Genomic DNA, 23,453 nt, shown 5'->3' on the forward strand with positions numbered 1-23,453 from the left:
CTTACTCTCCCTCGCCGAATCGGTCCGCGATCAACTCCAGGATTGCCTCGAGGGCGGCGTCGGCATCCCGTCCCGCCGTATCGATCGTGATCCGCGAGCCCTGCGCGGCGGCCAGCATCATCACCCCCATAATGCTTTTGGCATTGACGCGGCGGCCGTTGCGCTCGAGCCAGATGTCGGCGCCGTAGCTGCTCGCTGTCTGCGTGAGTTTCGCCGACGCGCGCGCGTGCAGGCCCAGCTTGTTAATGATTTCGGTTTCAGCTCTCGGCATCGCGGGTTCGCCTGGTCACTGGATGTGCACAACGCCGTCGCAGCCGCCCGCGACGGCGCGCTGCACGAGCGTGTTCATGTCCCGTTCGCGGTAAGTCAGCACGCGCAGCAGCATCGGCACGTTGACCCCGGCGATGACTTCGATGCTCCGCGGCACCGCGAGCTTCGTCGCGATGTTCGACGGCGTCGCGCCGAAGACGTCGGTCAGCACCAGCACACCGTGGCCGCTGTCGGTCCACGCGAGCATCTGGCGCGCGAGCGGCAGCATGTCGAGTGGATCGTCCTGGGCGGAGACGCCGAGCTGCACGGTTTGCGCGGGGCGTTTGTTGAGCACGTGGCTCGCGCACTGGATCAGCGATTCGCCGAGCGTGCCGTGCGTAATGAGGAAGATGCCGATCATGGTGGACAAAGGAAGTGTTTCGGCGATTGTAGCCGACGAAGGGGCAGCTGCCGCGAATGCCGTAGTGGAGCTTCCGGCCCCGGCGGTGCGCCGCGGTGCCGGGGCACAAAAAAGCCGCCCTCGCGGGCGGCTTTCGCCGGGCGGGCCGTCGAGACTCAGCTCACTCGAGCCCCTGGCTCGCGAGGTATTCCTCGTACGTGCCGCGATAGTCGGTGATCGTGCCGTCGAGGCGCATGTCGATGATGCGGCTTGCGAGCGAGGACACGAACTCGCGATCGTGCGAGATGAAGATCAGCGTACCGGAGAACTTTTCGAGGCCGGTGTTCAGCGACTCGATCGATTCCATGTCGAGGTGGTTCGTCGGCTCGTCCATCAGCAGCACGTTCGGCCGCGACAGCATCAGTTTGCCGAACAGCATGCGGCCCTGTTCGCCGCCGGAAATGACGTTGACCGGCTTTCTCACGTCGTCCCCGGAAAACAGCAGCCGGCCGAGCGTGCCGCGGATCAGCGTCTCGAGATCGCCGCCTTGCGAGTCGACGGTGACGCGCGCGTAGTCCGCGATCCATTCGGTCAAGCTCTCGGTGCCGGCGAATTCGGACGCATGGTCCTGCGCGTAGTAACCGGGCTTTGCCTTCTCGGCCCATTTGACGGCGCCTTTCTGCGGGGCGAGGCCTCCCGACTGGGGGCCGACGAGCAGCTTCATCAGCGTCGTCTTGCCGACGCCGTTCTCGCCGATGATCGCGACTTTCTCGCCCGCCTCGATCGCAATCGAGAACTTGTCGATCAGCGGCTTGGCCATGCCGTCGTACGCGAACGACAGGTTCTGCACTTCGCAGGCGAGGCGGTGCAGCTTGTCCTTGTCATCGTAGTCGAAGCGGATCCACGGGTACTGGCGGCTGGACGGCTTGACGTCCTCGGGCTTCAACTTGTCGATCAGCTTCAGGCGGCTCGTCGCCTGCTTGGCTTTCGATTTGTTGGCCGAGAAGCGGCGCACGAATTCCTGCAGATCCTGGATCTTTTCCTTCGCGCGGGCGTTCGCGGACTGCTGGCGCTGGCGCGCGAGCGTCGCCGCTTCCATGTAGTCGTCGTAGTTGCCGGCGTACACGGTGATCGTGCCGTAGTCGAGGTCCGCCATGTGCGTGCACACCTGGTTCAGGAAGTGGCGGTCGTGAGAGATGATCACCATCGTGCTGTCGCGCTGGTTCAGCACGTCCTCGAGCCAGCGGATGGTGTTGATGTCGAGGTTGTTCGTCGGCTCGTCGAGCAGCAGGATGTCGGGGTTCGCGAACAGCGCCTGGCACAGCAGCACGCGCAGCTTCCAGCCCGGGGCGACGTTCTTCATCGGGCCGTTGTGCAGTTCCGTGCCGATGCCCACGCCCAGCAGCAGCTCGCCGGCGCGCGCCTCGGCAGTGTAGCCGTCGTACTCGGCGAACTTGCCTTCGAGCTCGGCGGCGTGCATGTAGTCTTCTTCGGTCGCCTCGGGGTTCGCATAGATTGCGTCCTTCTCGACCATGCACGCCCACATCTGCTCATGGCCCATCAGCACGACGTCGAGCACGCGCACGTCCTCGAAGCCGAACTGGTCCTGCCTGAGGTAGGCCATGCGCTCATGCGGGTCCTTCGACACGTTGCCGGCGGACGACTCGAGTTCGCCGCACAGGATTTTCATGAACGTCGACTTGCCCGCGCCGTTGGCGCCGATCAGGCCGTAGCGGTTGCCTTCGCCGAATTTGACGGAGACATTCTCGAACAGGGGCTTGGCCCCGAACTGCATGGTGATGTTGGCGGCGACGAGCACGGCGGAATCCTGATTTTCAGATAAAACAAAGCTTTGCATTATAGCGCAGAAGGGTGCGGCGCGCCGGAGCTGCTGTTGCAGTGTGGGATTCGATCCCATTTTTTTGCGTCCGGCTCTGGTGTCGCTGCCTTATCGGCGGCAAACTTGAGACATGTCTCCGATCCGCCTGCTGCCGTCCTCTCCGCTTGCCGCGTTTCGCGCGGTAGCCCTGGGCATCGGGCTGCCCCTGCTCGGCGTCGGGCTGCTGATGGCGGGGTTGCTCGGGGTCGTGTCGTATGGCGTCCTGCCCTTCATGGAGTCGCTGCGCAGTCGCCACTGGCAGCCGGTCGAGGCCGCGATCGAATCCGTGAGCCTGCATGCGCCGCCGTCGAGCCTGCATCCGCCGCTCGATTCGGTGCAGATCCGCTATCGCTATCGGGTCGGAGACGCCGACCACGACGGCATGCGCTACGATCCGCACGACGGGCAGTATGCGCGCGACTCGAGCCAGTCGATCGTGGCCGGCCTGCAGGCTTCGCCGAGGATCACGGTGTGGGTGAATCCTTCCGACCCGGATGATGCGATGGTGTTCCGCGAGCTGCGGTGGGCAGTGTTCCTTTTCACGTTCCCGGCGCTCGCGCTCGCGCTTGCGGGGGGGCTGATGCTTTTCGCCGGCATGCTCGCATGGAACCAGGCGAAGCCCGGCCGGCGGGCGGGCAAGCCAGACCAGCCTTAACCGGGCGAGTCGCTACAGGAAGCGGGCGATGAAGCACGGCGCCGCGCCGCGGGCAGCTGCGGGCAGCGGCAGCCATACGCGCCGCCCGGCGCCGTGAACGCGCCCGATGGGTGCGCCGGCGGCATCTTCGAGACGTTCGAGGCACACGGTGTCGTTGCCGCGCGGATGCACGAATTCGAGCCGGTCGCCGATGCCGAAAGCGTTTTTCACCTCGACTTCCGCCAGGCCGCGCGCCGCATCGAAGTCGAGCACTTCGCCGACCAGCAGGCTGCGCCCGGATTCGGAGTGACCGCGCAGGTAGTTCTGGTGGTCGGGCGTGTGATGGCGCTCGTAGAACCCGTCGGTGTAGCCGCGGTTCGCCAGCCCTTCGAGCTCGCCGAGCAGGTGCACGTCGAACGGCCGGCCGGCGACCGCGTCGTCGATCGCGTGACGGTAGGCCTGGCTCGCGCGCGCGACGTAGTACGGGCTTTTCGTGCGGCCTTCGATCTTCAGCGAATCGACGCCGATCGCGACCAGCCGCGCGACGTGCTCGACCGCGCGCAGGTCTTTCGAATTCAGGATGTAGGTGCCGTGCTCGTCCTCCTCGACCGGCATCAGCTCGCCGGGCCGGGTGCCTTCCTCGATCAGCCACACGCGCTCGCTCGCCGTGTGCCGCGCGCCGCCGCCGAGCCCCGCGTCTTGCGGCACGCGGCGCACGTCGCCGCTGTCGTCCTCGGCCGCATCATGGACTTTGTAGTCCCAGCGGCACGAGTTCGTGCAACTGCCTTGGTTCGGGTCGCGGTGGTTGAAGTAGCCCGACAGCAGGCAGCGGCCCGAATAGGCGACGCACAGCGCGCCATGCACGAACAGCTCGAGCTCGACATCCGGGCAGGCGTCGCGGATCTCGGAAACTTCGTCGAGCGACAGTTCGCGCGACAGGATGATCCGCTTGACGCCGAGCGACGCCCAGAAGCGCACTGCCGCGTAGTTCGTCGTGTTCGCCTGCACCGATAGATGAATGGCGACGTCCGGCCAGCGCTCGCGCACCATCATCATCAGGCCCGGATCGGCCATGATCAGCGCGTCGGGACCGAGCGCGACGACCGGTTCGAGGTCGGCGAGAAAGCTGCGGACTTTCGTGTTGTGCGGGTAGATGTTGTTGACGAGGTAGAACGCCTTGCCCGCGGCGTGCGCCTCGTCGATGCCTTGCGCGAGCGCCTCGAGCTTGCCGAAGCTGTTGTTGCGCACGCGCAGCGAGTAGCGCGGCTGGCCGGCATAAACGGCATCGGCGCCGAACGCGAACGCGGTGCGCATCATCTGCAGCGAACCGGCGGGGGCGAGGAGTTCCGGAAAACGGAGCGGGGGTGTCGTGGCGGGCATCGGAGGGAAACGGGCAAACCGGCATTCTAGGGGGCAGCCGGGTCGGCGTGTGGCGCCATTCTTCGGCGAACGAGGCATTCGCCGTCGTTGCCGGGGCGAGCAGAACCTTTCCCGGCGTCCTGTAATTTCTGCCGTTGGTCTCTCCCGGTTTCAGTTTCGAGCGCATCCCTGCAGGGTCGCAGTTTGCTTCGCTTGTCGCGCCACCGTTTTTCACGACTCGAGGAACCGCTCCAATGCGTACGAGCCTTTCACTTGCTTTTGTCGTCGCGATCACACTCTCCGCGTGTGCGGAAGACCGGGACCCGGACCCTGTCATGCCGCTCCCGGAAAGGAGCTCCCGGCCGCCGAACCCCGCAGGACCGGAGCAACCCCAGCCCGTGCCGCGTTCGTATCCGACCGGAGAAAAGCCGACCGACCCGCATCTGGCGAAGGGCTACGAGGTGTACCGGGAAGGCTGCATGGGTTGCCACGACAGCGGTGCGGCCCAGGCACCGGTCCTGACGAACAGCGATGAATGGCGCGAGCGGATCGACAAGGGCAAGGAAACGTTGTACCGGCACGCGATCGACGGCTACCACGGCAACAGCGGATTTTGCCCGCCGAAAGGCGGTAGTCCCGGTTCGTGGAGCGACGATGAGGTGCGCGCGGCGGTCGATTACATCATGTTCACCCTGGCGCGTGCAGTCACGCCCGAAGAGTAGAGGGAGAGGGCACCGGGCACGCGAATGGCTGGGCCGCGGACGGTCGGACGGCGACGGACCGCAAGGTACAGCCCGTGCCCGTCGGTCGGTCGGCTGCTCTCTCGTTGATAAAAAGGAGATGGACATGAAAAAAAGAGCACTCGCAGTCTCGACGAACATCCTCGCGCTATCGCTTGCGGTCGCTGCCGGTTCGGCTTTCGCCGAAGGCAGTTTGCAGTACAGCCAGGCGACACAGCCGCCCACTGAGCGGACGAGCCAGGGCGAGGCCCGAAACGAGCGGCAACCAAGTCAAACCGCACCGGCACAATCAGGACAATCAGGACAATCGGCCCAGTCGGGGCAACGAGGCTCGGAAGGGCATCCAGTCGTCTACATGCTCGTCCCGATCGCCGTGGCCGACCGGGATCCGGCGATGAAAGAGGGCTGCTGGGCCAAGTTCCATGACGATCAGAACTACCGTGGCGACACGCTGACGCTCGTCGGACCGGTCGACATGCCGGATATGACGGGGCCGTTCGGCATCGACTGGAAAGACAAGATCAGCAGCGTCGAGACCGGACCGAAGGCGACGGTGCAGGTCTACGACAACGAAAATTTCGCGGACCTGGTGTCGACCTTCAAGCCCGGACAGAAAGTGCAGGACGTCAGCAAGAAGATGGGTTTTTTCGATGAGTTCTCTTCGCTGAAGATCAGCTGCACGAAGTAGTCCGCCACGGCCACCCCGGAGCTGCTCTGCGCCCCCAGCGTGGGGAGCCGGCCTCGGGCTCGGGCAGACAACGCCGGCGCTGACGCGCCGCCGTCCCGGTGCCGGACCCTAACGGTGACTCACCGGGACGGAAACCGGCTCCGCCGCCCACACTCCGCGCGCGACGGCTTTCGCGCCGTCGAAGACCAGCCAGCTTTGCTGTCCGTAGTGCGGCAACGGGCGGCTTGCAGCGGTGACGGCACCCGCATCGGCGGCAGCGACGATGGCCAGCGCAACCCCCGAATCGAGGCGCAGCGTCCACATTCGCAGCGTGCCTTTTCCGGCGACCTCGGGCGGCGGGGGCGGGAGTGCGTGACTCTCGAGCCAGCGCAGGACGTGACCGTGCTCTCCGATCACGAGCAGCGGGCGGTCGTCGGGCGGGAGCTCCGCAGCCTGCGGCCCGAACCGATGATCGAGCAGGCGCATCGCCAGCGACCGTGCGGAGGTCGTGAAAGTCGCGTCGCCGAGCGTGACGAGCGCGGTCCGTTCATCGAACTGGAGCTCACGCAGAATCGGCGGCGCTTCCTGGCGATGAAGCCGCCGCAGCAGCCGGTTCTCGGGATCGAGGGTGATGCGGGTCGCTGCTTCCTCCGCGCCGAGTTCGAGTTCGAAGCGCTGTTCGAGGCGCTCGAGCCGCACGCGCCGGGTTTCGTCGCCATCGGTCGTGCCGATGCGCAGCGGCACTTCGATGACGTACGGCGGCGCGCGCTGCGTCAGTGTCACGGCCACGTGGTCCTCGGCGGCTCGCCCTTCGACGAGCGCGACTTCGGCGAGGCCGGCACGCTCGAGCCACTGCGCGAAGAAGTGTTCGAGCCGCTGGCGCGACTCCGCTTCGAACGCCGTGCGCAGGTCGTCCCAGTCGGCGACGCGGAAGCGCTGCGTCTGCCAGAAACGCCGGATCGCGCGATCGAACGCCGGCTCGCCGATGCGGTCGCGCAGCATCACGAACATCATCGCCGCCTTGCCGTAGCCGATCGCCTGGTCGACGCCGTGCGTGCGCGACGTGAAAGCTGCCAGAGGCCGGTCGGCACCGGGCGGAATGCCCGACAGCTCCCTCAACCAGCCCTGGCGCATCGCGCGCGCCTTGTCTGCGCCAGCGCGCTCGGCGTAATGGTAGTCGGCCATGAACGTCGTCAGCCCTTCGCTCCAGTTGCCGCTCGCGTAGTCGGGATAGACGCCGTTGCCCCACCAGTTGTGCAGTACCTCGTGGCCGAGCGAGGTGGCTTTGATGAACGGTAGCTTCAGCACCTCGATGCCGAGATAAGTCAGCGTCGGCATGCCGAAGCCGGTCGGGGTCGGACTCGAGACGACGGCGAAGCTCGTGAACGGATAGGGGCCAATCCAGCTTTCGTACAGCGCGAGATAGTCGCGGACCGCGTCGAGATAGCCGGCGGCGAGCGGCGCGAGTTCGCCGTGGAAATAAGTGCGCAGCACGATCGGCCGGCCGTCGCTCGAGCGCACGTGCCGCTCGGTGATGCGGTACGGACCGGCGATCAGGTCGATGCCTTCGGCCGGGTGCGGGAACTCGAACCGGGTGACGAGCCGCCCGCCGCGTGCGGCCTCGGACTGCAGGTGGCCCGCGACGAGGCCGTGTTGCCCTTCGGGAAGGTCAATGCTCAGCGTGAACGCGTGCAGCAGCGCGCGACCTTGGCGTGCGGCCAGCGGATACCACGCGCTGGACGATGGGAGGAAGCTGCCGTGAGGATCCGCAACCGGTTCCTGCATGCCGAGGGTGTCGCGATGTTCGACGCCGGGCGCAAGAGCTGCGAGCGTGCCGTGCCAAGACAGTGCGAGGGTGCGTCCGGCTACTCCCGCGGGAACCGACCACCGCTGCAGCGCGCCTTGACGGTGGGGCCAGAGCTCGACAGGCTCCCCGTCGATGCGCAGCGGGCCCGCTTCGAAGCGGGCACTCAGCAGGAGCTCGAACGCGGCTTCGCTGTCGATCGTGATTTCGGCTTCGCCGGACAGCTCGCGCCGGCCGGGGTCGAGGCGTACGGCGAGCCGGTAGGTTGCGGCCGGCGCGCTGGCCGCAGCCGCCCCGATCGGCGACATCTGCGCCGAGGCGGGATTCAGGATCACCGGAAGCGACAGCATGATCAGCAGGGAGATAGCGTGAAACATTTGTCCGCGGCTCTCGCAGCGTCGCTCAACACAGATGTCTCCGGGTGGAAGCACCCGGGACGCGTTCGGGGGCGGGATACGGACGAGGCTTGACGTGGGCGGTGCTGGGGGGCGCGGAGTGCGCCGAGACGGTCTGCTGGTTCACGGTCGCGCTCCTGACGAGGCAACAACGGGAAAGGAACTCAACGAGTTTTGACGCAGGCGAAATCGGGGAGGTTCCGGGCAAGGATCGTCCGGCCGGGAAAAACTCCGGCGCCCGAAGGCGCCGGAAAGTCTGATGCAATTGAGGACCCAACTTAGGACGACGGTCGCGAGGCCGCCGTCGCGAAAAATCAGTCGTTCTTCTTGTGCGTCGCGGCAGCGTTCGCTTCGATCGCCTTGATCGTCGCGTCGGCTGTCGCAGCGACGTTGGCTTCGGTGATTTCGACAGCCTGTCGAGTTGCCTTCGTCACGCTCTCATAGGTCGAGTTCGCCGTTGCAATTGCCGAGCGCATCGCGGCAACTGCGACCTCGCCACCCCCCGGCACGGACCGGGCCGCTTTCTCGATTGCAATGATCGCGAGCTTGTTCGCCTCGGCGAACTGCGCTTCGTAAGGCTTGAGGCACTCTTCGAGGCTCTGCGCGACGATCTCGTAGCCGCTGCGGTAGTACGCAAGCGATTTCTGCGCGAGCGGCTGGGCGAACGACGACTGCAGATCGAGGATTTCCGTCGGATTCTTCGCCGCAAGCAGCGCGCGGACGAATCCGCTGCCGTCTTCCAGCGCCGAACGCGCCGTGTTCAGGTTCAGGGCAATCAGACGCTCGACGGACTCGAAAGCCGTGGTCGCGGACTTCAGGTACGTGTCGAGCGCGGGCTTGGCGAGGTCGCTGAACGGGTTGGGGGTATTGGTCATGGCACGCTCCTGGAGGGGTCGAAACATTCGGCAATCGCAGGCAGGCCCGAGGTCGGGGAAGATTATCCTGCTGCAGTGCACAATTCCATTGTAGTCGTCGGCCCCGACAGGTCAAGATGTTTTGTGCATTGCAACATTTGTTACGCAGCACCGACTCATGCGCTGCTGCCGAATCCGATCGGCGCGGGCGCCAGTTTCAGGATGCGCTGGTATAACGCTTCGGCTTCTTCGCGCGGCTTGATGCCGAACAGCGGGTTGTCGTTCTCGCGGAACGCGACCGCGATCTGGGCCCACTGCTCGGCATCGAGCACCCGTTCGGCGATCGGCAGAAAGACGTCTTCCTCGGTGCGCAGGTGCTCCCATTCGAGTTCCGCGTAGCGGTCGGCAGCAGCGAAGAACGCGTCGCGCGCGTCGCCGTCGCCACCCTGGAAAGCGACGAGCTGCTTTTTCAGCTCGTCGACCATCGGATAGCCGAGCGCATGCTCGCGTTCGAGGCGCGCGATCAACCCGTCGGCTTCGCGCGTGCGGCGTCGCACTGCGGCGAACAGATACTTGTCTTCTTTCGGATGGTGCCAGCGATCCGGATAGGACACGATGTAGTCGAGGATCGCGCGCAACACCGGGAAATTCGGCACCGCTCCGCGGCGCATCTCCTTGACGAGGTAGCGCAGCGAATACAGCACTGCGCTGATCGCGAGATGCTCGTCCCTGATGATCTGGATGGCTTCCGGTTTCACGCTGGACCTCTTTTCCCGTGCGGGACGGATTACACCCGCTCGATTGCGAGCGCGATCCCCTGGCCGACGCCGATGCACATCGTCGCCAGGCCGAACCGCCCCCCTGTGGCTTCGAGCTGGTTCAGCGCCGTCGTCACGAGCCGTGCGCCGGATGCGCCGAGCGGATGGCCGATCGCGATCGCGCCGCCGTTCGGGTTCACGTGCGCGCCGTCGTCCGGCAGGCCCAGCTGGCGCAGCACGGCGAGCCCCTGCGCGGCGAACGCTTCGTTGAGCTCGATCGTGTCGAAGTCGCGCACCGACATGCCGAGCCGTGCGAGCAGCTTGAGCGTGGCCGGTGCCGGGCCGATGCCCATGATGCGCGGCGCGACGCCCGCCGCGGCGCTGCCGAGGACGCGGGCGCGCGGCGTGAGGCCGTGGCGCTTGACCGCTTCTTCCGAAGCCAGCAGCAGCGCGCATGCGCCGTCATTGACGCCGGACGCGTTGCCGGCGGTGACGCTGCCGTCAGGGCGCACGACGCCCTTGAGCTTCGCGAGCGTCGCCAGCGTCGTGTCCGGACGCGCATGCTCGTCGGCGGCGAGCACGAGCGGCTCGCCTTTCTTGCGCGGTACTTCGACTTTCACGATCTCGCGCTCGAAAAAGCCGCGCTCCGCAGCGGCAGCCCAGCGCTGCTGGCTGCGCAGCGCGAACGCGTCCTGGTCGGCGCGGCTGACGCCGAAGTCGGTGGCGACGTTCTCGGCGGTCTCGGGCATCGAGTCGATGCCGTATTGCGCTTTCATCAGCGGGTTCACGAAGCGCCAGCCGATCGTCGTGTCCTCGATTTTCGCGCTGCGCGAGAATGCGCTGTCAGCCTTGCCGAGCACGAACGGCGCGCGGCTCATGCTCTCGACGCCGCCGGCGATCATCAGCTCGGTCTCGCCTGCACCGATCGCGCGCGCGGCCATGCCGATCGCGTCGAGGCTGGAGCCGCACAGGCGGTTGATCGTGCTGCCGGGCACTTCGACCGGCAGGCCGGCGAGCAGGGCGGCCATGCGCGCGACGTTGCGGTTGTCTTCACCGGCCTGGTTCGCGCAGCCGTAGAGCACGTCGTCGACAGCCTGCCAGTCGACGCCGGGGTTGCGCTCGACGAGCGCCTTGATCGGCAGCGCGGCGAGGTCATCGGCGCGCACGCTGGACAGCGTGCCGCCATAGCGGCCGAACGGGGTGCGAATCGCGTCGCAGATGAAGACGGGGCGGGTCATGAGGGCTTTTCCTTTTCCTTCTGCGGTGAGGGTCAGTAGGTTTCGACGTGGAAACGCGCGTTGGCCAGCAGCTTCGGCTGCAGCGCCTCCCAGTCCGCGCCGTTCGCGCGACAGATGTCGCGGAATGCTTCGAGTACGCCCGATTCCATGCCTTTCAGGCCGCAGATGTAAATGTAGCAGTTGTCGTCGTTGAGCATCCGGAACACCTTGTCGGCGCGTTCGCGGATCGAATCCTGCACGTATTTCTTCGGCTCGCCGGGCACGCGCGAGAACGCGAAGTTGATGTCGATGAAGTCTTTCGGCAGCTTCTGCAGCGGGCCGAAGTACGGCAGCTCGGCCGGCGCGCGTGCGCCGAAGAACAGCACCAGCTCGCCGCCTTCGTTCTGCGCGAGGCGACGACGACGGCGCTCGGTCATCGCGCGCATCGGCGCCGAGCCGGTGCCGGTACAGATCATCATGATCGACGAGCCGGGATGGTTCGGCATCAGGTAAGTCGAGCCGTAAGGCCCGGTGACCTGCACCTTGTCGCCTTTTTTCAGGTCGCAGATGTAGTTCGACGCGATGCCGCGCGCAGGCTTGCCTTCATGGTCCTCGGTGACGCGTTTGACCGTCAGCGCGAGGTTGTTGTAGTGCGGACGCTCGCCGTTGCGCGGGCTCGCGACCGAGTACATGCGCAGCAGGTGCGGGCGGCCTTTCTCATCGGTGCCCGGCGGGATGATGCCGATCGACTGGCCTTCGAGCACCGGGAACGGCGTCGAGCCGAAATCGAGTACGACGTGATGGATGTCGCTCGAAGCGTCCGCGTCGGTAAGCCGGTAATTGCCGGTGACAGTCGCGGTGATCGGACGCGTCGGTGCGTACAGGTTCACGTACGGATGCGACGCGGACCACGGCGCGAGCGCCGGGCCACCCTGGCCGGCAGTGGCGACTTCGGTGATGTGCTGCACTTCGGCCGGCAGGTCGTCCTCCGGGCGCGCGACCGCGAACGGCGCATCGACGTTGTCGAGCTCGGTGGTGTCGGGCAGCACGTCCCACTTGAACTGTTCTTCGAGGCTGTACGGCTTGACGCGCTCGACGTTGCGCCATGAATCGATCGCGCCGGTCGGGCACGGCGGCACGCACGCGAGGCAACCGTTGCAGATATCGAAATTGACGACGTAGTTCAGGTTGTCGTGCGTGATCGCATCGACCGGGCAGGTCTCCTCGCAGGTGTTGCAGCGAATGCAGATTTCCGGGTCGATCAGATGCTGCTTGGCGATTGCGTGCTCTACGGGCGCGTTCATGGCTGTCTCTCTCCACTGGGGCGGGGGCGGGCCTGCGCCCGTCCCCCGTTTTTGCGATGGCTTAGTTGAAACGCACGTACTCGAAGTCGATCGGCTGGTTGTTGATGCCGCGACCCGGCGCTGCGATCCAGTTCGCGAACTTGCCGCGCTCGACGCACTGGCCCATCAGCGAATGCACGTACAGGCGGTCGCTCTCGGTCGGCAGCCAGTTGCTGTGCTGGTGCGTCCATTCGGCTTCGGACAGCAGGCGACCATCCGGGCTGACATGCGAGCCGGCGAACATGCCGATGCGGCGGTTGAAGCCCTTGTGCGGCAGCGTGAAGCGGAAGTTGAAGCCGAATTTCGCCGGGATACGGTTCCAGCGGTCGATGCCGGCCTGCACGTCCGCAATCCAGTCGTCGCGCAGGCGCTCGTTCAGCGCCGACAGTGCCGGCACGCGCTGCGTCACGATCTGGTCGCCGGCGACGTCCATGACTTCGTATTCCGAGTTCTGCAGCTGGTGGTCGTCGCCGATCTTCTCTTCCTCGAAGCGGCCTTTGAGGCCGTTCGTGTAGTAGGTCGCGGCGTTCGACGAGATCTCGGCCCCGTACAGGTCGCTTGTGACGCTGTAGTGGAAGTTCAGGTATTTCTGCAGCGTCGGCAGGTCGATGACGCCGGCGGCGCGCAGCTTCGCAGGATCGTCGGTGCCGAGCTCCTTCATCATCTCGCAGGTGCGCTGGATCACGCGGGCGACACCCGATTCGCCGACGAAGAGGTGGTGCGCTTCCTCGGTCAGCATGAACTTGCAGGTGCGGGCGAGCGGGTCGAACGCCGATTCGGCCAAGGAGGCGAGCTGGAACTTGCCGTCACGGTCGGTGATGAATGTGAACATGAAGAACGACAGCCAGTCCGGAGTCTTCTCGTTGAACGCAGTGAGGATGCGCGGGTTGTCGGCGTCGCCCGAACGGCGTTCGAGCAGCGCTTCGCCTTCCTCGCGGCCGTCGCGGCCGAAGTGCGCGTGCAGCAGGTAGACCATCGCCCACAGGTGGCGGCCTTCCTCGACGTTCACCTGGAACAGGTTGCGCAGGTCGTACAGCGAGGGCGCGGTGAGGCCGAGGTGGCGCTGCTGCTCGACGGATGCCGGCTCGGTGTCGCCTTGCGTGACGATGATGCGGCGCAGCGTCGAGCGGTATTCGCCCGGCACTTCCTGCCACACGTCCTGGCCCTTGTGCTCGCCGAAAGTGATCTTCTTCTGGCCGTCCTGCGGCGCGAGGAAAATCCCCCAGCGGTAGTCGTGCATCTTGACGTGGCCGAAATCAGCCCAGCCTTTCGGATCGACGCTGACGGCGGTGCGCAGGTAGACCTCGTAGTTCGTCGAGTTCTCCGGGCCCATGTCGTCCCACCAGTTCAGGAACGACGGCTGCCACTGCTCGAGCGCGCGCTGAAGCGTCTTGTTTTCCGACAGGTTGACGTTGTTCGGGATCCGTTCGCTGTAGTTGATCATCTCTGTGCTCCTCGGGGTGTTTTGTAAGTATGGGCTGCGTTGGGTTTACACGCGGTTCCAGTCGAACTGCGCCTTCTTGCCGGAACCGAAGAGCTTCAGCGCGCCGGTCGGGCCGACTGCGTTCGGGCGGTTGAAGATCCAGTTCTGCCATGCCGACAGGCGGCCGAAAATCCGCGTGTTCATCGTCTCGACCGGGCCGAAGCGCAGGTTCGCTTCCAGGCCGGTCAGCGCGTCCGGCGACAGCGCGGCGCGTTCCTCGATCGCGATGCGGATCTCGTCGGCCCAGTCGAGGTCGTCGGGGATCGCGGTCACGAGGCCGAGTTCGAGCGCTTCGGCCGGCGTCAGCAGACTGCCTTCCTTCGCTTTCGCGGCGGCGACTGGCGCTTCTTCCTGATAGAAGCGCGCGTCGATGCGCGACAGGCCGTTGGCCATCGGCAGCGGGCCGAAGTTCATCGCCGACAGACCGATGCGGTTTTCGGCTTCGGCCGCGTCGAGCATGTAGCTGCGGTCGGCGGCGAGCGCGATCTCGAGCAGCGTGCCGGCGAAGCACGATCCCGGCTCGATCAGCGCGTACAGGCTGCGCGACGACACGTCGATCCGCGACAGCGTGCGGCGCAGCATGCCGAGCGTTTCGCGGACGAACCAGTTGTCCTGGTTCTCGATGATCGTCGCGTCGATGTCGAGCACGATCTGGGCGTCGCCCGTCGTGCGCAGCTGCCACAGGCCGATGTCGAGGTGGTTCGTGCGCAGGTTCAGGATCGCGTCGTCGAGTTCGCGCGCCATCTTGAGCGGCCACCAGTTGATGCCTTCGGCTTCGATTTCGGCGGCGGTCTTCGCGGTCACGGCCGACGGGGCGCGCACGGTCAGCGTCACGGTGCGGGCGGCCGCGTCGATCGCGGCGTCGACGAACTCGTAGTGGTAGCCGTTTTCGTCGTCGCTACGCTCGAGGCGCGTGAGCTGCACGCCTTTCGCGTTTGCGGGACGGTCGGACTGCGCGGCGAGCGCTTCGGCGCGCGCCTTGATGTGCTCGGCGAACTGCTGCTGCTTGACGACGTCATCGACGAGGCGCCATTCCTTCGCGCGGTTGCCGCGCACGCCTTCCGAGATCGTGCAGAAGATGTCGGCGTGATCGCGGCGCACACGGCGCTTGTCGGTGACGCGCGTCAGGCCGCCGGTGCCGGGCAGCACGCCCAGGAGCGGCACTTCGGGCAGCGACACCGACGAGTTGCGGTCATCGACGAGCACGATCTCGTCGCAGGCGAGCGCCAGCTCGTAGCCGCCGCCGGCGGTCGTGCCGTTGCACGCGGCAAGGAACTTGAGGCCCGAATACTGGCTGGAATCCTCGATGCCGTTTCTCGTCTCGTTCGTGAATTTGCAGAAATTCACTTTCCATGCGTGGGACGACAGGCCGAGCATGTAGATGTTCGCGCCGGAGCAGAAGATCTTCGGCTTGCCCGACGTGACGACGACGGTGCGCACTTCCGGGTGCTCGAAGCGCACGCGCTGCAGCGCGTCGTGCAGCTCGATGTCGACACCGAGGTCGTACGAGTTGAGCTTCAGCTTGTAGCCCGGCCGGATGCCCGCGTCCTCGTCGATGTTCAGCGTCAGCGTCGCGATCGCGCCGTCGGTCGCGAGCGACCAGTGGCGGTACTTCGACGGCTCGGTACGGTAATCGACGCGCTCGACGGCGGTTTCCTGGTTCTTCGCGACTGCTTCCATCTCTGTCTCCTCTTCTCTCGTGGGGGGTCAGCTCATTACGAGCTGGCGCAACTTCATGAAACTCTGATCGACCGTCTCGCCCGTCGTGTCGAGGACGGTATCCGCTTTCGCATACAGCGGCTCGCGGGCGTCGAGGATGCGCTTGAGGTCATCCATCGCCTCGTCGTTGCCCGCCATCGGCCGCAGGTCGCCCTGGGCCATGACGCGCGCCATGTGTTCTTCCGGTTGTGCCTTGACCCAGATCGTCAGGCAGTTCGACAGCAGCAGCTCGAAAGTCTCGGGCTGCGACACGACGCCGCCGCCGATCGAGATCACCGCCCGCGGATGCTCGCGGATGACGCGTTCGAGCGTGCGCTTCTCGATGCGGCGATACCCCGACTGGCCGTACAGCGCGAAAATCTCGCGCCCCGGGATGCCGGTTTCCTTCTCGATCTCGCGGTCGAGCTCGATGAACGGCATGCCTTCCTCGCGCGCCAGCCGTCCGCCGAGCGTCGACTTGCCGGCGCCGCGCAGGCCGATCAGCGCGATGCGCTTCCTGCGCACCGCTTCGTCGTGGCCGAAGTCGCGCATCAGCCGGAACACCACTTCTTCGAGGCGGTGCTGCGGCAGGCGCTCGAGAAAGCGGCGGATCAGGCGGCGTTCGACCGTGTCTTCGGTCTCCGGCGCGAGCAGGTCGGTCAGCGACACATCCAGCGCACGAGCGATGTTGTCGAGCAGCAAGATCGACACGTTTCCTTCGCCGCCTTCGAGGTGCGCGAGGTGGCGTTCGGAGACGCCCGCCTCGCGGGCCACGAGCTTGCGAGTCATGCCGCGCCGGTCCCGGATCTCGCGCACCCGCCGCCCGAGGGTCGGCAGCAGCGTGGAGGCGCCAGCGACAGTGTCGTCACGGTGCTCCACAGGGTTCGCGTCGGATTCGGTCTTGAAGCTCATCTTGGTTCCTGTCATGCAGTTGCCGGTGCTGTTGGGTTGAACAATAGTGCAGGCTTTAAGCGACGTCAAGAGGTAAAGTGCATTTTGTTTTGAGTGTAGAGGAAGTAGACTGCAGAAAAGTGCCATGCAAGTTAGGGCGTGCTGCTGCTTTGACGAGAAAAAGTGCAGCGTGCAGGCAATCGCCGAGCGAAATAGTGCAGTAAAGTTCTTGACGAAGGATAAGGCGGGTGTATTCTATTTCCACGAGTCGCGCCCGATGCGCGACCGCCCCAACCCGTCATCGACCTTGAGTGTGCGGGGGCGATGCAGAAACAAGAGGACGAGGAGACAACGTGAAACTGGCTAATTACGTATACGGGCAATGGCTCGAAGGCGCCGGCGACGGCATCGCGCTGCAGGATCCGGTCACCGGCGAGGAACTGGTGCGGGTCTCGTCCGAAGGCATCGATACCGGACGGGCCCTGGAATTCGCGCGCAACACCGGCGGGCCGGCGCTGCGCGCGCTCGGCTACGAACAGCGTGCCGCGCTGCTCGGCGCGATCGTCGAAGTGCTGAGCGCGAACCGTGCAGAATATTTCGACATTGCGCTGCGCAATTCCGGCTCGACGGAAGCGGACGCCGCGTTCGACGTCGATGGCGCGATCTTCACGCTGAAAAGCTACGTGCGCGCCGGCAAGGCGCTCGGCCCGGCGCGTCACCTGAAAGAAGGCGCGCGCGTCGCGCTGGCGAAGACCGACGCGTTCCAGGGCCAGCATTTCCTGATGCCGCTCTCCGGCGTCGCGGTGTTCATCAACGCGTTCAACTTCCCGGCGTGGGGATTGTGGGAAAAAGCCGCTCCGGCGCTGCTCGCCGGCGTGCCGGTGCTCGTCAAGCCGGCGACGCCGACCGCGTGGCTGACGCAGCGCATGGTCGAGGACGTCGTCAAGGCCGGCATCCTGCCTGTCGGCGCGCTGTCGATCGTGTGCGGCTCGGCGCGCGACCTGCTCGATCACGTCGGCGAATGCGACGTGGTTTCCTTCACCGGCTCGGCCGACACCGCGGCGCGCATGCGCACGCATCCGAACGTCGTCGCCCGCTCGGTGCGCATCAACATCGAAGCCGACAGCATCAATTGCGCGATCCTGGGGCCCGATGCGCAGCCCGGAACGCCCGAGTTCGATCTCGCGGTGAAGGAGATCGTGCGCGAGATGACGATCAAGACCGGGCAGAAATGCACCGCGATCCGTCGCGTCTTCGCGCCCGCGGCGGCAAGCCGGCCGCTCGCCGACGCGGTTGCCGCGAAGCTCGCCTCGTACCGCGTCGGCAATCCGAAGAGCGAAGGCGTGCGCGTCGGGCCGCTCGTCAGCCGCGCGCAGCAGGCCGCGGCGCTCGAAGGACTGGCAAAGCTGCGCGAGGAATGCGAGACGGTGTTCGGCGGCGACGCGGATTTCGCTCCGGTCGATGCCGATCCGGCCGTCTCGGCGTTCGTGCAGCCGACGCTGCTGTACTGCGACAAGGGACTCGACGCCCGCCACGTCCATGACGTCGAAGTGTTCGGGCCGGTCGCGACGATCGTGCCGTACGCCGACACGGCAGAGGCGATCGCGCTTGCGCGCCGCGGCCGCGGCTCGCTCGTCGCGTCGGTGTATTCGGGCGACGCGGCGTTCCTCGCCGAGCTCGTCCCCGGCATCGCCGAGCTGCATGGGCGCGTGATGGTCGTCGATGCGGCCGTTGGCACGAACCACACCGGCCACGGCAACGTCATGCCGACCTGCCTGCATGGCGGGCCGGGGCGTGCCGGCGGCGGCGAGGAGCTCGGCGGCCTGCGCGCACTGGCGACGTACCACCGGCGCTGCGTCGTCCAGGGCGGCCCGGCGCTACTCGAAGCGCTGTCGCGCGACGCCGCCGACGCCGCGCTGCTCGGCAGCTGAAACCAGCTATAAATAATAAGATTTGCACCCAATCCCGACAGGAGACCCCGACGATGACCGCTGAAAACTTCCGGGCGCTGATTGCGAACGTGACCGAACAGATCCAGGGCCGGCCGCTCGACAAGCAGCTCGAAGCATTCCTCAACGAACGCTTTCCGCCCGGCAGCCCGGAGTTCGACGCGATTGCCGCGGCGTGCCGCGACGCCGTCGCCGCCGGCTGGATGTGCGAGCGCGAGCACGGCGGCATCAAGTTCGGTCGCGTCGTCAAGCCGTGCCCGGAAATCCACGGCTTCAGCGTCGACGTCGTCGAGATGTCGAACGTCGTCGGGCCGCAGCACGCACACCCGAACGGCGAGATCGACATGATCATGCCGCTCGAAGGCGACGCGAAATTCGACGGCCACGGCGCCGGCTGGTTCGTCTATGGGCCGGGCAGCGTGCATCGTCCGACCGTCAGCGGCGGCCGCGCGTACGTGCTGTACCTGCTGCCGCAGGGCGCGATCGAGTTCACGCGCACTGCAGCCTGAATCCGCACATCCGAGCGGCAGCCGCCCCGCATCCACGTTCCGGGAATCGCGGCCGGCGAGGGCTTCGAACCAGCGAAAGCACCGGCGTCAGGACCGGTGACGGACGACACGACCCGGCACGAGCCGGGCAAACGGAGGAAAGACAGAATGCACACGCTCAGCGCGGCGCAGCCCGCCGCGGGTTCGCCGAAAATCACCCTGCCCCGCGACTACAACGCGGCCGACGACCTGATCGGGCGCAACCTGGCCGCCGGGCGCGGCGGCAAGGTCGCGTTCATCGACGACGCCGGCAGCTATACCTATGACGAACTCGCGGCGCGGGTGAACCGCTTCGCCAACGCGCTCGGCGCGCTCGGCATCATGCGCGAGCAGCGCATCCTCGTGTGCGTCCATGACACGATCGACTTCCCGACCGTGTTCCTTGGCGCGATCAAGGCCGGCGTCGTACCGGTCGCGGTCAACACGCTGCTGACGCAGTCGGATTACGAATACATGCTCGGCGACTGCCGCGCGCGCATCGCCGTCGTCTCCGCGCCGCTCGCCGAGACGTTCGCGCCGCTGCTCGACCGCGTGCCGACCCTCGAGCGCCTCGTCATCGCCGGCGCGGAAGCTTCGCAAGCCGCGGATTCGCTCGCCGCGCTGATGGACGGCGCTTCCGACCAGTTCCGCACTGCGCCGACGACCAGCGACGAAGCGTGTTTCTGGCTCTACTCGTCGGGCTCGACCGGCGCGCCGAAAGGCACGGTGCATGTGCATTCGAGCCTGATCCAGACTTACGAGCTGTACGCGAAGCCGATCCTCGGCATCCGCGAGGACGACGTCGTGTTCTCGGCGGCGAAGCTGTTCTTCGCCTACGGTCTCGGCAACGGCCTGACTTTCCCGCTCGCGGCCGGCGCGACCGGAGTGCTGATGGCCGAGCGCCCGACGCCCGAAGCCGCTTTCCGGCGGCTGCGCGAGCACCGTCCGACGATTTTCTACGGCGTGCCGACACTGTACGCGTCGATGCTCGCGAGCCCGGATTGCCCGAAAGGGGGCGAGCTCGCGATCCGTGTCTGCACGTCGGCCGGCGAAGCGCTGCCCGAAGACATCGGCCGGCGCTGGACCGAGCGTTTCGGCGTCGAGATCCTCGACGGCATCGGCTCGACCGAAATGCTGCATATCTTCCTGTCGAACCGCCCGGGCGAAGTCCGCTACGGCACGACCGGCAAGGCCGTGCCGGGCTACGAGCTGCGCCTCATCGACGATGCCGGCTTCGTCATCGACGGCGCGAACGAACCGGGCGAACTGCAGATTTCCGGACCGACCAGCGCCGCGATGTACTGGAACAACCGCGCGAAGAGCCGCGACACGTTCCAGGGGCCGTGGACGCGCAGCGGCGACAAGTATTCGCGCACCGCCGACGGCTACTACGTCTATGCCGGGCGCAACGACGACATGCTCAAGGTGAGCGGCATCTACGTGTCGCCGATCGAAGTCGAATCGTGCCTGATCGAACACGAGGCGGTACTCGAAGCGGCGGTCGTCGGGCACGAAGACGACGACCAGCTGATCAAGCCGAAAGCCTTCATCGTCCTCAAGCCGGGTGTGCGCGGCACGCCGGCGCTCGCCGAATCGATCAAGCAGCACGTCAAGGCGCATCTGGCGCCGTACAAGTATCCGCGCTGGATGGAGTTCGTCGACGAGCTGCCGAAGACCGCCACCGGCAAGATCCAGCGCTTCAAGCTGCGCGCGCTGGGCGCGGCGCGTTGATGGCGCGTTGTCCGGGTCGTAAAGGATAATGGGGCAGCATGGCCCCATTATCCCGATGACAGGAGGAACGATCAGTGAAGCATTCGCAACGACAGTGGCGCAGCCTTGCCGGCGCCGTCGCCGCAGTCAGCATTGCCGGCGCGGCATTGCTGCCGGCGCTCGCGCACGGCGCCGACAAGGTCAAAGTCGGGCTGCTGCTGCCGTACACCGGCACTTACGCGGCGATCGGCAACGCCATCACGAACGGCTTCAAGCAGCATGTCGCCGAGCACGACGGCAAGCTCGGCGGGCGCGAAGTCGAATACTTCTTCGCCGACGACAAGTCGGACCCGGCGACGGCGACGGAGAACGCGAGCAAGCTGATCAAGCGCGACCGGGTCGACGTGCTCGTCGGCACGGTGCATTCGGGGGCCGCGCTGGCGATGGCGAAAGTTGCGCGCGACACCGACACTTTGCTGATCATCCCGACCGCCGGCAACGACGAGCTGACCGGCTCGCTGTGCGCGCCGACCGTGTTCCGCACCTCGATGTCGACGTGGCAGCCGGCATACGCAATGGGCAAGCTTGCTGCCGAGCGCGGCCACAAGAACGTCGTCACGGTGTCGTGGAAGTATTCCTTTGGCGATCAGTCGGCCGCCGGCTTCAAGGAAGCGTTCGAGCAGGCCGGCGGCAAGGTCGCGAAAGAGCTTTTCGTGCCGTTCCCGAGCGTCGACTTCCGGCACCTGCTCGACGAGATCGCGAATCTCAAGCCGGATGCAGTGTTCGCATCCTTCGTCGGCAGCGGCGCGGCGAAGTTCGTCAAGGACTACGACGCCGCCGGGCTGAAGGCGAAAATCCCGCTGTACGGCACGGGCTACCTCACCGAAGGCACGCTCGACGCGATGAACGGCGCGGGCGAAGGCGTGCTGACGACGCTGCACTACGCCGACGGCCTGACGAACGAGAAGGACAAGAGCTTCCGCACCGCGTACCAAGCGGCCTACGACCTGAAACCGGACGTCTATGCGGTGCACGGCTATGACGCAGCGCAGCTCCTGGGCGCAGGCCTCGAAGCGGTCAAGGGCGACAAGCTCGACCAGGCGGCGATGATCAAGGCGATGGAGTCGGCGAAGATCGACAGCCCGCGCGGCGCGTTCACGATGTCGAAAGCGCACAACCCGGTGCAGGACGTCTATCTGCGCGAAGTCGAAGGGCGCGAGAACAAGCTCGTCGGCGTCGCCCAGAAAGCGCTCGCCGATCCCGCGCGCGGCTGCTCGATGTAAGAAGCGCGGCCCGTTTTCATCCCTGTCGATCCGCTTGTTCCGGCGTGCGGCGACGCGCCGGAGGCGGTCCGACGCGTGCCGCGTGCTGCGAAGCGCGGCGGGCAATAATCATCCGTTCAGGAAACATCGGGAGTTTGAAGTGAAACAGGTACAAGTCGGCGATACGCGCCTCGAGTACGTCCGCCTGCCATCGGCGCATCCGCGCGGCGGCGCCCCGGCGATCGTGTTCCTGCACGAAGGCCTCGGTTCGGTCGCGATGTGGCGCGATTTCCCGCAGAAAGTCGCGGATGCGACCGGCTGCGAAGCGGTGGTCTATTCGCGCGCCGGTTACGGCCGATCCGGCCCCGCCCGGCTGCCGCGCGACACGCGCTACATGCACGACGAAGGCTTGCACGTATTGCCGGCGCTGCTCGCCGCGCTGGGGTTAGAGCACCCGATCCTGTTCGGCCATTCCGACGGCGCGTCGATCGCGCTGATCTGCGCCGGCGGCACCGCGACGCCGCTGACCGCCGTCATCGTCATGGCGCCGCACGTGATCGTCGAGGACATCTCGGTGTCGAGCATCGCGCAGGCGAAAGTCGCGTGGCAGACGACCGACCTGCGCACGCGCTTGGCCAAGCACCACGCCGATGTCGACGCCGCTTTCCGGGGCTGGAACGACATCTGGCTGCACCCGGATTTTCGCGCGTGGAACATCGAGGAATACGTCCCGCGCATCCTCTGCCCGGTGCTCGCGATCCAGGGCGAGGACGACGAATACGGCACGATGGCGCAGATCGAGCGCATCGCCGCGCAGGCGCCCGACGTGGAACTCGTCAAGCTCGCCGATTGCCGCCATTCGCCGCACAAGGACCAGCCGGCCGCCGTGATCGACGCGGTCGGCGAATTCGTTTCCCGCATCCTCGAGGACTGAATATGGAATTTGTATGCAAGAAATCCATCCGCTTTCACCACTGCGACCCGGCCGGAATCGTCTTCTATCCGCAGTGCCTGGTATTGTGCAACGAAGTTGTGGAGGACTGGTTCGATGAAGGCATCGGCATCGACTTCTACAAGCTCCACGCCGAAATCCGGCGCGGTGTGCCGATGCGCCACCTCGAAGTCGATTTCATCGCGCCGAGCATGCACGGCGACGATCTGACGTTCACGCTGGTCGTGAACCGCATCGGCAACACGTCGATGGACATCACGACGACTGCCGCGATGGGCGATGAAGTGCGCTTTCGCGCGAAGCAGACCGTCGTCTGGGCCGACCTCGGTGGAGCGCCGCGCGCAACGCCGATCGAAGGCGAATGGCGCGAGCGCTTCAGCCGCTTCCTCGCGCAGTCCTGAGCCCGAACGCAAGCCAGACAAAACAGCAACATCACAAACAGATCCGCCCCCGCACCCAACCCCGAACCCGACCCACAGAGACAAGGACCGACATCATGGCCACGTATCAATGCACCGCGTGCTATTTCCCGTACAACGAAGCCGACGGCCTGCCCGACGAAGGCATCCCCGCCGGCACGAAGTGGGAAGACGTGCCCGCCGACTGGGTGTGCCCGGACTGCGGCACGCCGAAAAGCAACTTTACCGTCGCCGAGGACTGAAAGCCGGCGACGGTTTCGAAC

22 protein-coding genes are annotated in these 23,453 nt (G+C 66.1%); 10 read left to right on the forward strand and 12 right to left on the reverse strand.

All coding sequences use genetic code 11. The features are described 5' to 3' along the window. Position 1 precedes the first annotated feature (1 nt). From GO608_RS03670 to GO608_RS03680, 3 genes are all read right to left on the reverse strand, one after another. Positions 2-271, reverse strand: coding sequence for an HPr family phosphocarrier protein (locus GO608_RS03670; protein ID WP_169198359.1), 270 nt, complete (start codon positions 269-271; stop codon positions 2-4). A gap of 15 nt (positions 272-286) precedes the next feature. Then, positions 287-670: a PTS sugar transporter subunit IIA gene (locus tag GO608_RS03675; RefSeq protein ID WP_169198422.1), complete on the reverse strand. Its 384-nt coding sequence runs from the start codon at positions 668-670 to the stop codon at positions 287-289. Positions 671-830: 160 nt separating this feature from the next. Beyond that, positions 831-2,468, reverse strand: a complete 1,638-nt coding sequence (locus GO608_RS03680; RefSeq protein WP_169198360.1) for an ABC-F family ATPase — start codon at positions 2,466-2,468, stop codon at positions 831-833. Positions 2,469-2,619: 151 nt separating this feature from the next. Here GO608_RS03680 and GO608_RS03685 point away from each other — a divergent pair, with 151 nt between their 5' ends. After that, the gene (locus tag GO608_RS03685) at positions 2,620-3,183 is read left to right on the forward strand and encodes a DUF3592 domain-containing protein (protein ID WP_169198361.1); all 564 of its coding nucleotides are present in this window, start codon (positions 2,620-2,622) and stop codon (positions 3,181-3,183) included. A 12-nt stretch (positions 3,184-3,195) separates the two neighbouring features. Here the strand turns inward: GO608_RS03685 and trhP are convergent, their stop codons facing one another. Continuing rightward, on the reverse strand, positions 3,196-4,542 hold the full coding sequence (trhP, locus tag GO608_RS03690; RefSeq protein WP_169198362.1) for a prephenate-dependent tRNA uridine(34) hydroxylase TrhP: 1,347 nt from the start codon (positions 4,540-4,542) through the stop codon (positions 3,196-3,198). Positions 4,543-4,919: 377 nt separating this feature from the next. Between trhP and GO608_RS03695 the strand changes: the two genes are divergently transcribed. Both GO608_RS03695 and GO608_RS03700 read left to right on the forward strand, forming a co-directional pair. Then, complete coding sequence (locus GO608_RS03695) at positions 4,920-5,243, forward strand: c-type cytochrome (RefSeq protein ID WP_169198363.1); 324 nt, start codon at positions 4,920-4,922, stop codon at positions 5,241-5,243. A 124-nt stretch (positions 5,244-5,367) separates the two neighbouring features. Further along, the gene (locus GO608_RS03700; RefSeq protein WP_169198364.1) at positions 5,368-5,949 is read left to right on the forward strand and encodes a beta/gamma crystallin domain-containing protein; all 582 of its coding nucleotides are present in this window, start codon (positions 5,368-5,370) and stop codon (positions 5,947-5,949) included. Between the two features lie 108 nt (positions 5,950-6,057). Here the strand turns inward: GO608_RS03700 and GO608_RS03705 are convergent, their stop codons facing one another. The 8 genes from GO608_RS03705 to GO608_RS03740 form a co-directional block, all read right to left on the reverse strand. Continuing rightward, positions 6,058-8,109: a M1 family metallopeptidase gene (locus GO608_RS03705; RefSeq protein ID WP_169198365.1), complete on the reverse strand. Its 2,052-nt coding sequence runs from the start codon at positions 8,107-8,109 to the stop codon at positions 6,058-6,060. Positions 8,110-8,441: 332 nt separating this feature from the next. Beyond that, positions 8,442-9,002, reverse strand: coding sequence for a phasin family protein (locus GO608_RS03710; RefSeq protein ID WP_169198366.1), 561 nt, complete (start codon positions 9,000-9,002; stop codon positions 8,442-8,444). A 155-nt stretch (positions 9,003-9,157) separates the two neighbouring features. Further along, complete coding sequence (locus GO608_RS03715; RefSeq protein ID WP_169198367.1) at positions 9,158-9,739, reverse strand: hemerythrin domain-containing protein; 582 nt, start codon at positions 9,737-9,739, stop codon at positions 9,158-9,160. 29 nt (positions 9,740-9,768) lie between these two features. Then, positions 9,769-10,977, reverse strand: a complete 1,209-nt coding sequence (gene pcaF / locus GO608_RS03720; RefSeq protein WP_169198368.1) for a 3-oxoadipyl-CoA thiolase — start codon at positions 10,975-10,977, stop codon at positions 9,769-9,771. 32 nt (positions 10,978-11,009) lie between these two features. After that, positions 11,010-12,260: a benzoyl-CoA 2,3-epoxidase subunit BoxA gene (boxA, locus tag GO608_RS03725; protein ID WP_169198369.1), complete on the reverse strand. Its 1,251-nt coding sequence runs from the start codon at positions 12,258-12,260 to the stop codon at positions 11,010-11,012. A gap of 61 nt (positions 12,261-12,321) precedes the next feature. After that, positions 12,322-13,743 (reverse strand): benzoyl-CoA 2,3-epoxidase subunit BoxB, encoded by a 1,422-nt coding sequence (gene boxB / locus GO608_RS03730; RefSeq protein WP_169198370.1) that lies wholly within the window; start codon positions 13,741-13,743, stop codon positions 12,322-12,324. A 45-nt stretch (positions 13,744-13,788) separates the two neighbouring features. After that, positions 13,789-15,462 (reverse strand): 2,3-epoxybenzoyl-CoA dihydrolase, encoded by a 1,674-nt coding sequence (gene boxC, locus GO608_RS03735; protein ID WP_169198371.1) that lies wholly within the window; start codon positions 15,460-15,462, stop codon positions 13,789-13,791. A 27-nt stretch (positions 15,463-15,489) separates the two neighbouring features. Continuing rightward, the gene (locus GO608_RS03740; RefSeq protein ID WP_169198372.1) at positions 15,490-16,392 is read right to left on the reverse strand and encodes a helix-turn-helix transcriptional regulator; all 903 of its coding nucleotides are present in this window, start codon (positions 16,390-16,392) and stop codon (positions 15,490-15,492) included. Positions 16,393-16,724: 332 nt separating this feature from the next. Between GO608_RS03740 and GO608_RS03745 the strand changes: the two genes are divergently transcribed. The 7 genes from GO608_RS03745 (at position 16,725) to GO608_RS03775 (ending at position 23,432) form a co-directional block, all read left to right on the forward strand. After that, positions 16,725-18,302, forward strand: coding sequence for a 3,4-dehydroadipyl-CoA semialdehyde dehydrogenase (locus GO608_RS03745; protein ID WP_169198373.1), 1,578 nt, complete (start codon positions 16,725-16,727; stop codon positions 18,300-18,302). Between the two features lie 53 nt (positions 18,303-18,355). Next, the gene (locus tag GO608_RS03750; protein ID WP_169198374.1) at positions 18,356-18,829 is read left to right on the forward strand and encodes a DUF4863 family protein; all 474 of its coding nucleotides are present in this window, start codon (positions 18,356-18,358) and stop codon (positions 18,827-18,829) included. A gap of 147 nt (positions 18,830-18,976) precedes the next feature. Further along, the gene (locus GO608_RS03755) at positions 18,977-20,578 is read left to right on the forward strand and encodes a benzoate-CoA ligase family protein (protein ID WP_169198375.1); all 1,602 of its coding nucleotides are present in this window, start codon (positions 18,977-18,979) and stop codon (positions 20,576-20,578) included. A 74-nt stretch (positions 20,579-20,652) separates the two neighbouring features. Beyond that, a complete protein-coding gene (locus GO608_RS03760; protein ID WP_169198376.1) occupies positions 20,653-21,840 on the forward strand; it encodes an ABC transporter substrate-binding protein in 1,188 nt (395 codons plus the stop codon). Between the two features lie 139 nt (positions 21,841-21,979). After that, the gene (locus GO608_RS03765; RefSeq protein ID WP_169198377.1) at positions 21,980-22,753 is read left to right on the forward strand and encodes an alpha/beta fold hydrolase; all 774 of its coding nucleotides are present in this window, start codon (positions 21,980-21,982) and stop codon (positions 22,751-22,753) included. 2 nt (positions 22,754-22,755) lie between these two features. Then, positions 22,756-23,172, forward strand: a complete 417-nt coding sequence (locus tag GO608_RS03770) for a benzoyl-CoA thioesterase (protein WP_169198378.1) — start codon at positions 22,756-22,758, stop codon at positions 23,170-23,172. A 95-nt stretch (positions 23,173-23,267) separates the two neighbouring features. Beyond that, on the forward strand, positions 23,268-23,432 hold the full coding sequence (locus GO608_RS03775; protein ID WP_082307941.1) for a rubredoxin: 165 nt from the start codon (positions 23,268-23,270) through the stop codon (positions 23,430-23,432). Positions 23,433-23,453 lie beyond the last annotated feature (21 nt).

The organism is Aromatoleum buckelii, assembly GCF_012910785.2.
GTDB classification, from domain to species: Bacteria; Pseudomonadota; Gammaproteobacteria; order Burkholderiales; family Rhodocyclaceae; genus Aromatoleum; species Aromatoleum buckelii.

Coding starts and splice junctions, on each gene's coding strand:
- GO608_RS03755 (WP_169198375.1), top strand. CDS start 18,977: ATGCACACGCTCAGCGCGGCGCAGCCCGCCGCGGGTTCGCCGAAAATC.
- GO608_RS03675 (WP_169198422.1), bottom strand. CDS start 670: ATGATCGGCATCTTCCTCATTACGCACGGCACGCTCGGCGAATCGCTG.
- GO608_RS03705 (WP_169198365.1), bottom strand. CDS start 8,109: ATGTTTCACGCTATCTCCCTGCTGATCATGCTGTCGCTTCCGGTGATC.
- GO608_RS03685 (WP_169198361.1), top strand. CDS start 2,620: ATGTCTCCGATCCGCCTGCTGCCGTCCTCTCCGCTTGCCGCGTTTCGC.
- GO608_RS03770 (WP_169198378.1), top strand. CDS start 22,756: ATGGAATTTGTATGCAAGAAATCCATCCGCTTTCACCACTGCGACCCG.
- GO608_RS03740 (WP_169198372.1), bottom strand. CDS start 16,392: ATGAGCTTCAAGACCGAATCCGACGCGAACCCTGTGGAGCACCGTGAC.
- GO608_RS03670 (WP_169198359.1), bottom strand. CDS start 271: ATGCCGAGAGCTGAAACCGAAATCATTAACAAGCTGGGCCTGCACGCG.
- boxC (WP_169198371.1), bottom strand. CDS start 15,462: ATGGAAGCAGTCGCGAAGAACCAGGAAACCGCCGTCGAGCGCGTCGAT.
- boxA (WP_169198369.1), bottom strand. CDS start 12,260: ATGAACGCGCCCGTAGAGCACGCAATCGCCAAGCAGCATCTGATCGAC.
- GO608_RS03775 (WP_082307941.1), top strand. CDS start 23,268: ATGGCCACGTATCAATGCACCGCGTGCTATTTCCCGTACAACGAAGCC.
- trhP (WP_169198362.1), bottom strand. CDS start 4,542: ATGCCCGCCACGACACCCCCGCTCCGTTTTCCGGAACTCCTCGCCCCC.
- GO608_RS03700 (WP_169198364.1), top strand. CDS start 5,368: ATGAAAAAAAGAGCACTCGCAGTCTCGACGAACATCCTCGCGCTATCG.
- boxB (WP_169198370.1), bottom strand. CDS start 13,743: ATGATCAACTACAGCGAACGGATCCCGAACAACGTCAACCTGTCGGAA.
- pcaF (WP_169198368.1), bottom strand. CDS start 10,977: ATGACCCGCCCCGTCTTCATCTGCGACGCGATTCGCACCCCGTTCGGC.
- GO608_RS03710 (WP_169198366.1), bottom strand. CDS start 9,002: ATGACCAATACCCCCAACCCGTTCAGCGACCTCGCCAAGCCCGCGCTC.
- GO608_RS03750 (WP_169198374.1), top strand. CDS start 18,356: ATGACCGCTGAAAACTTCCGGGCGCTGATTGCGAACGTGACCGAACAG.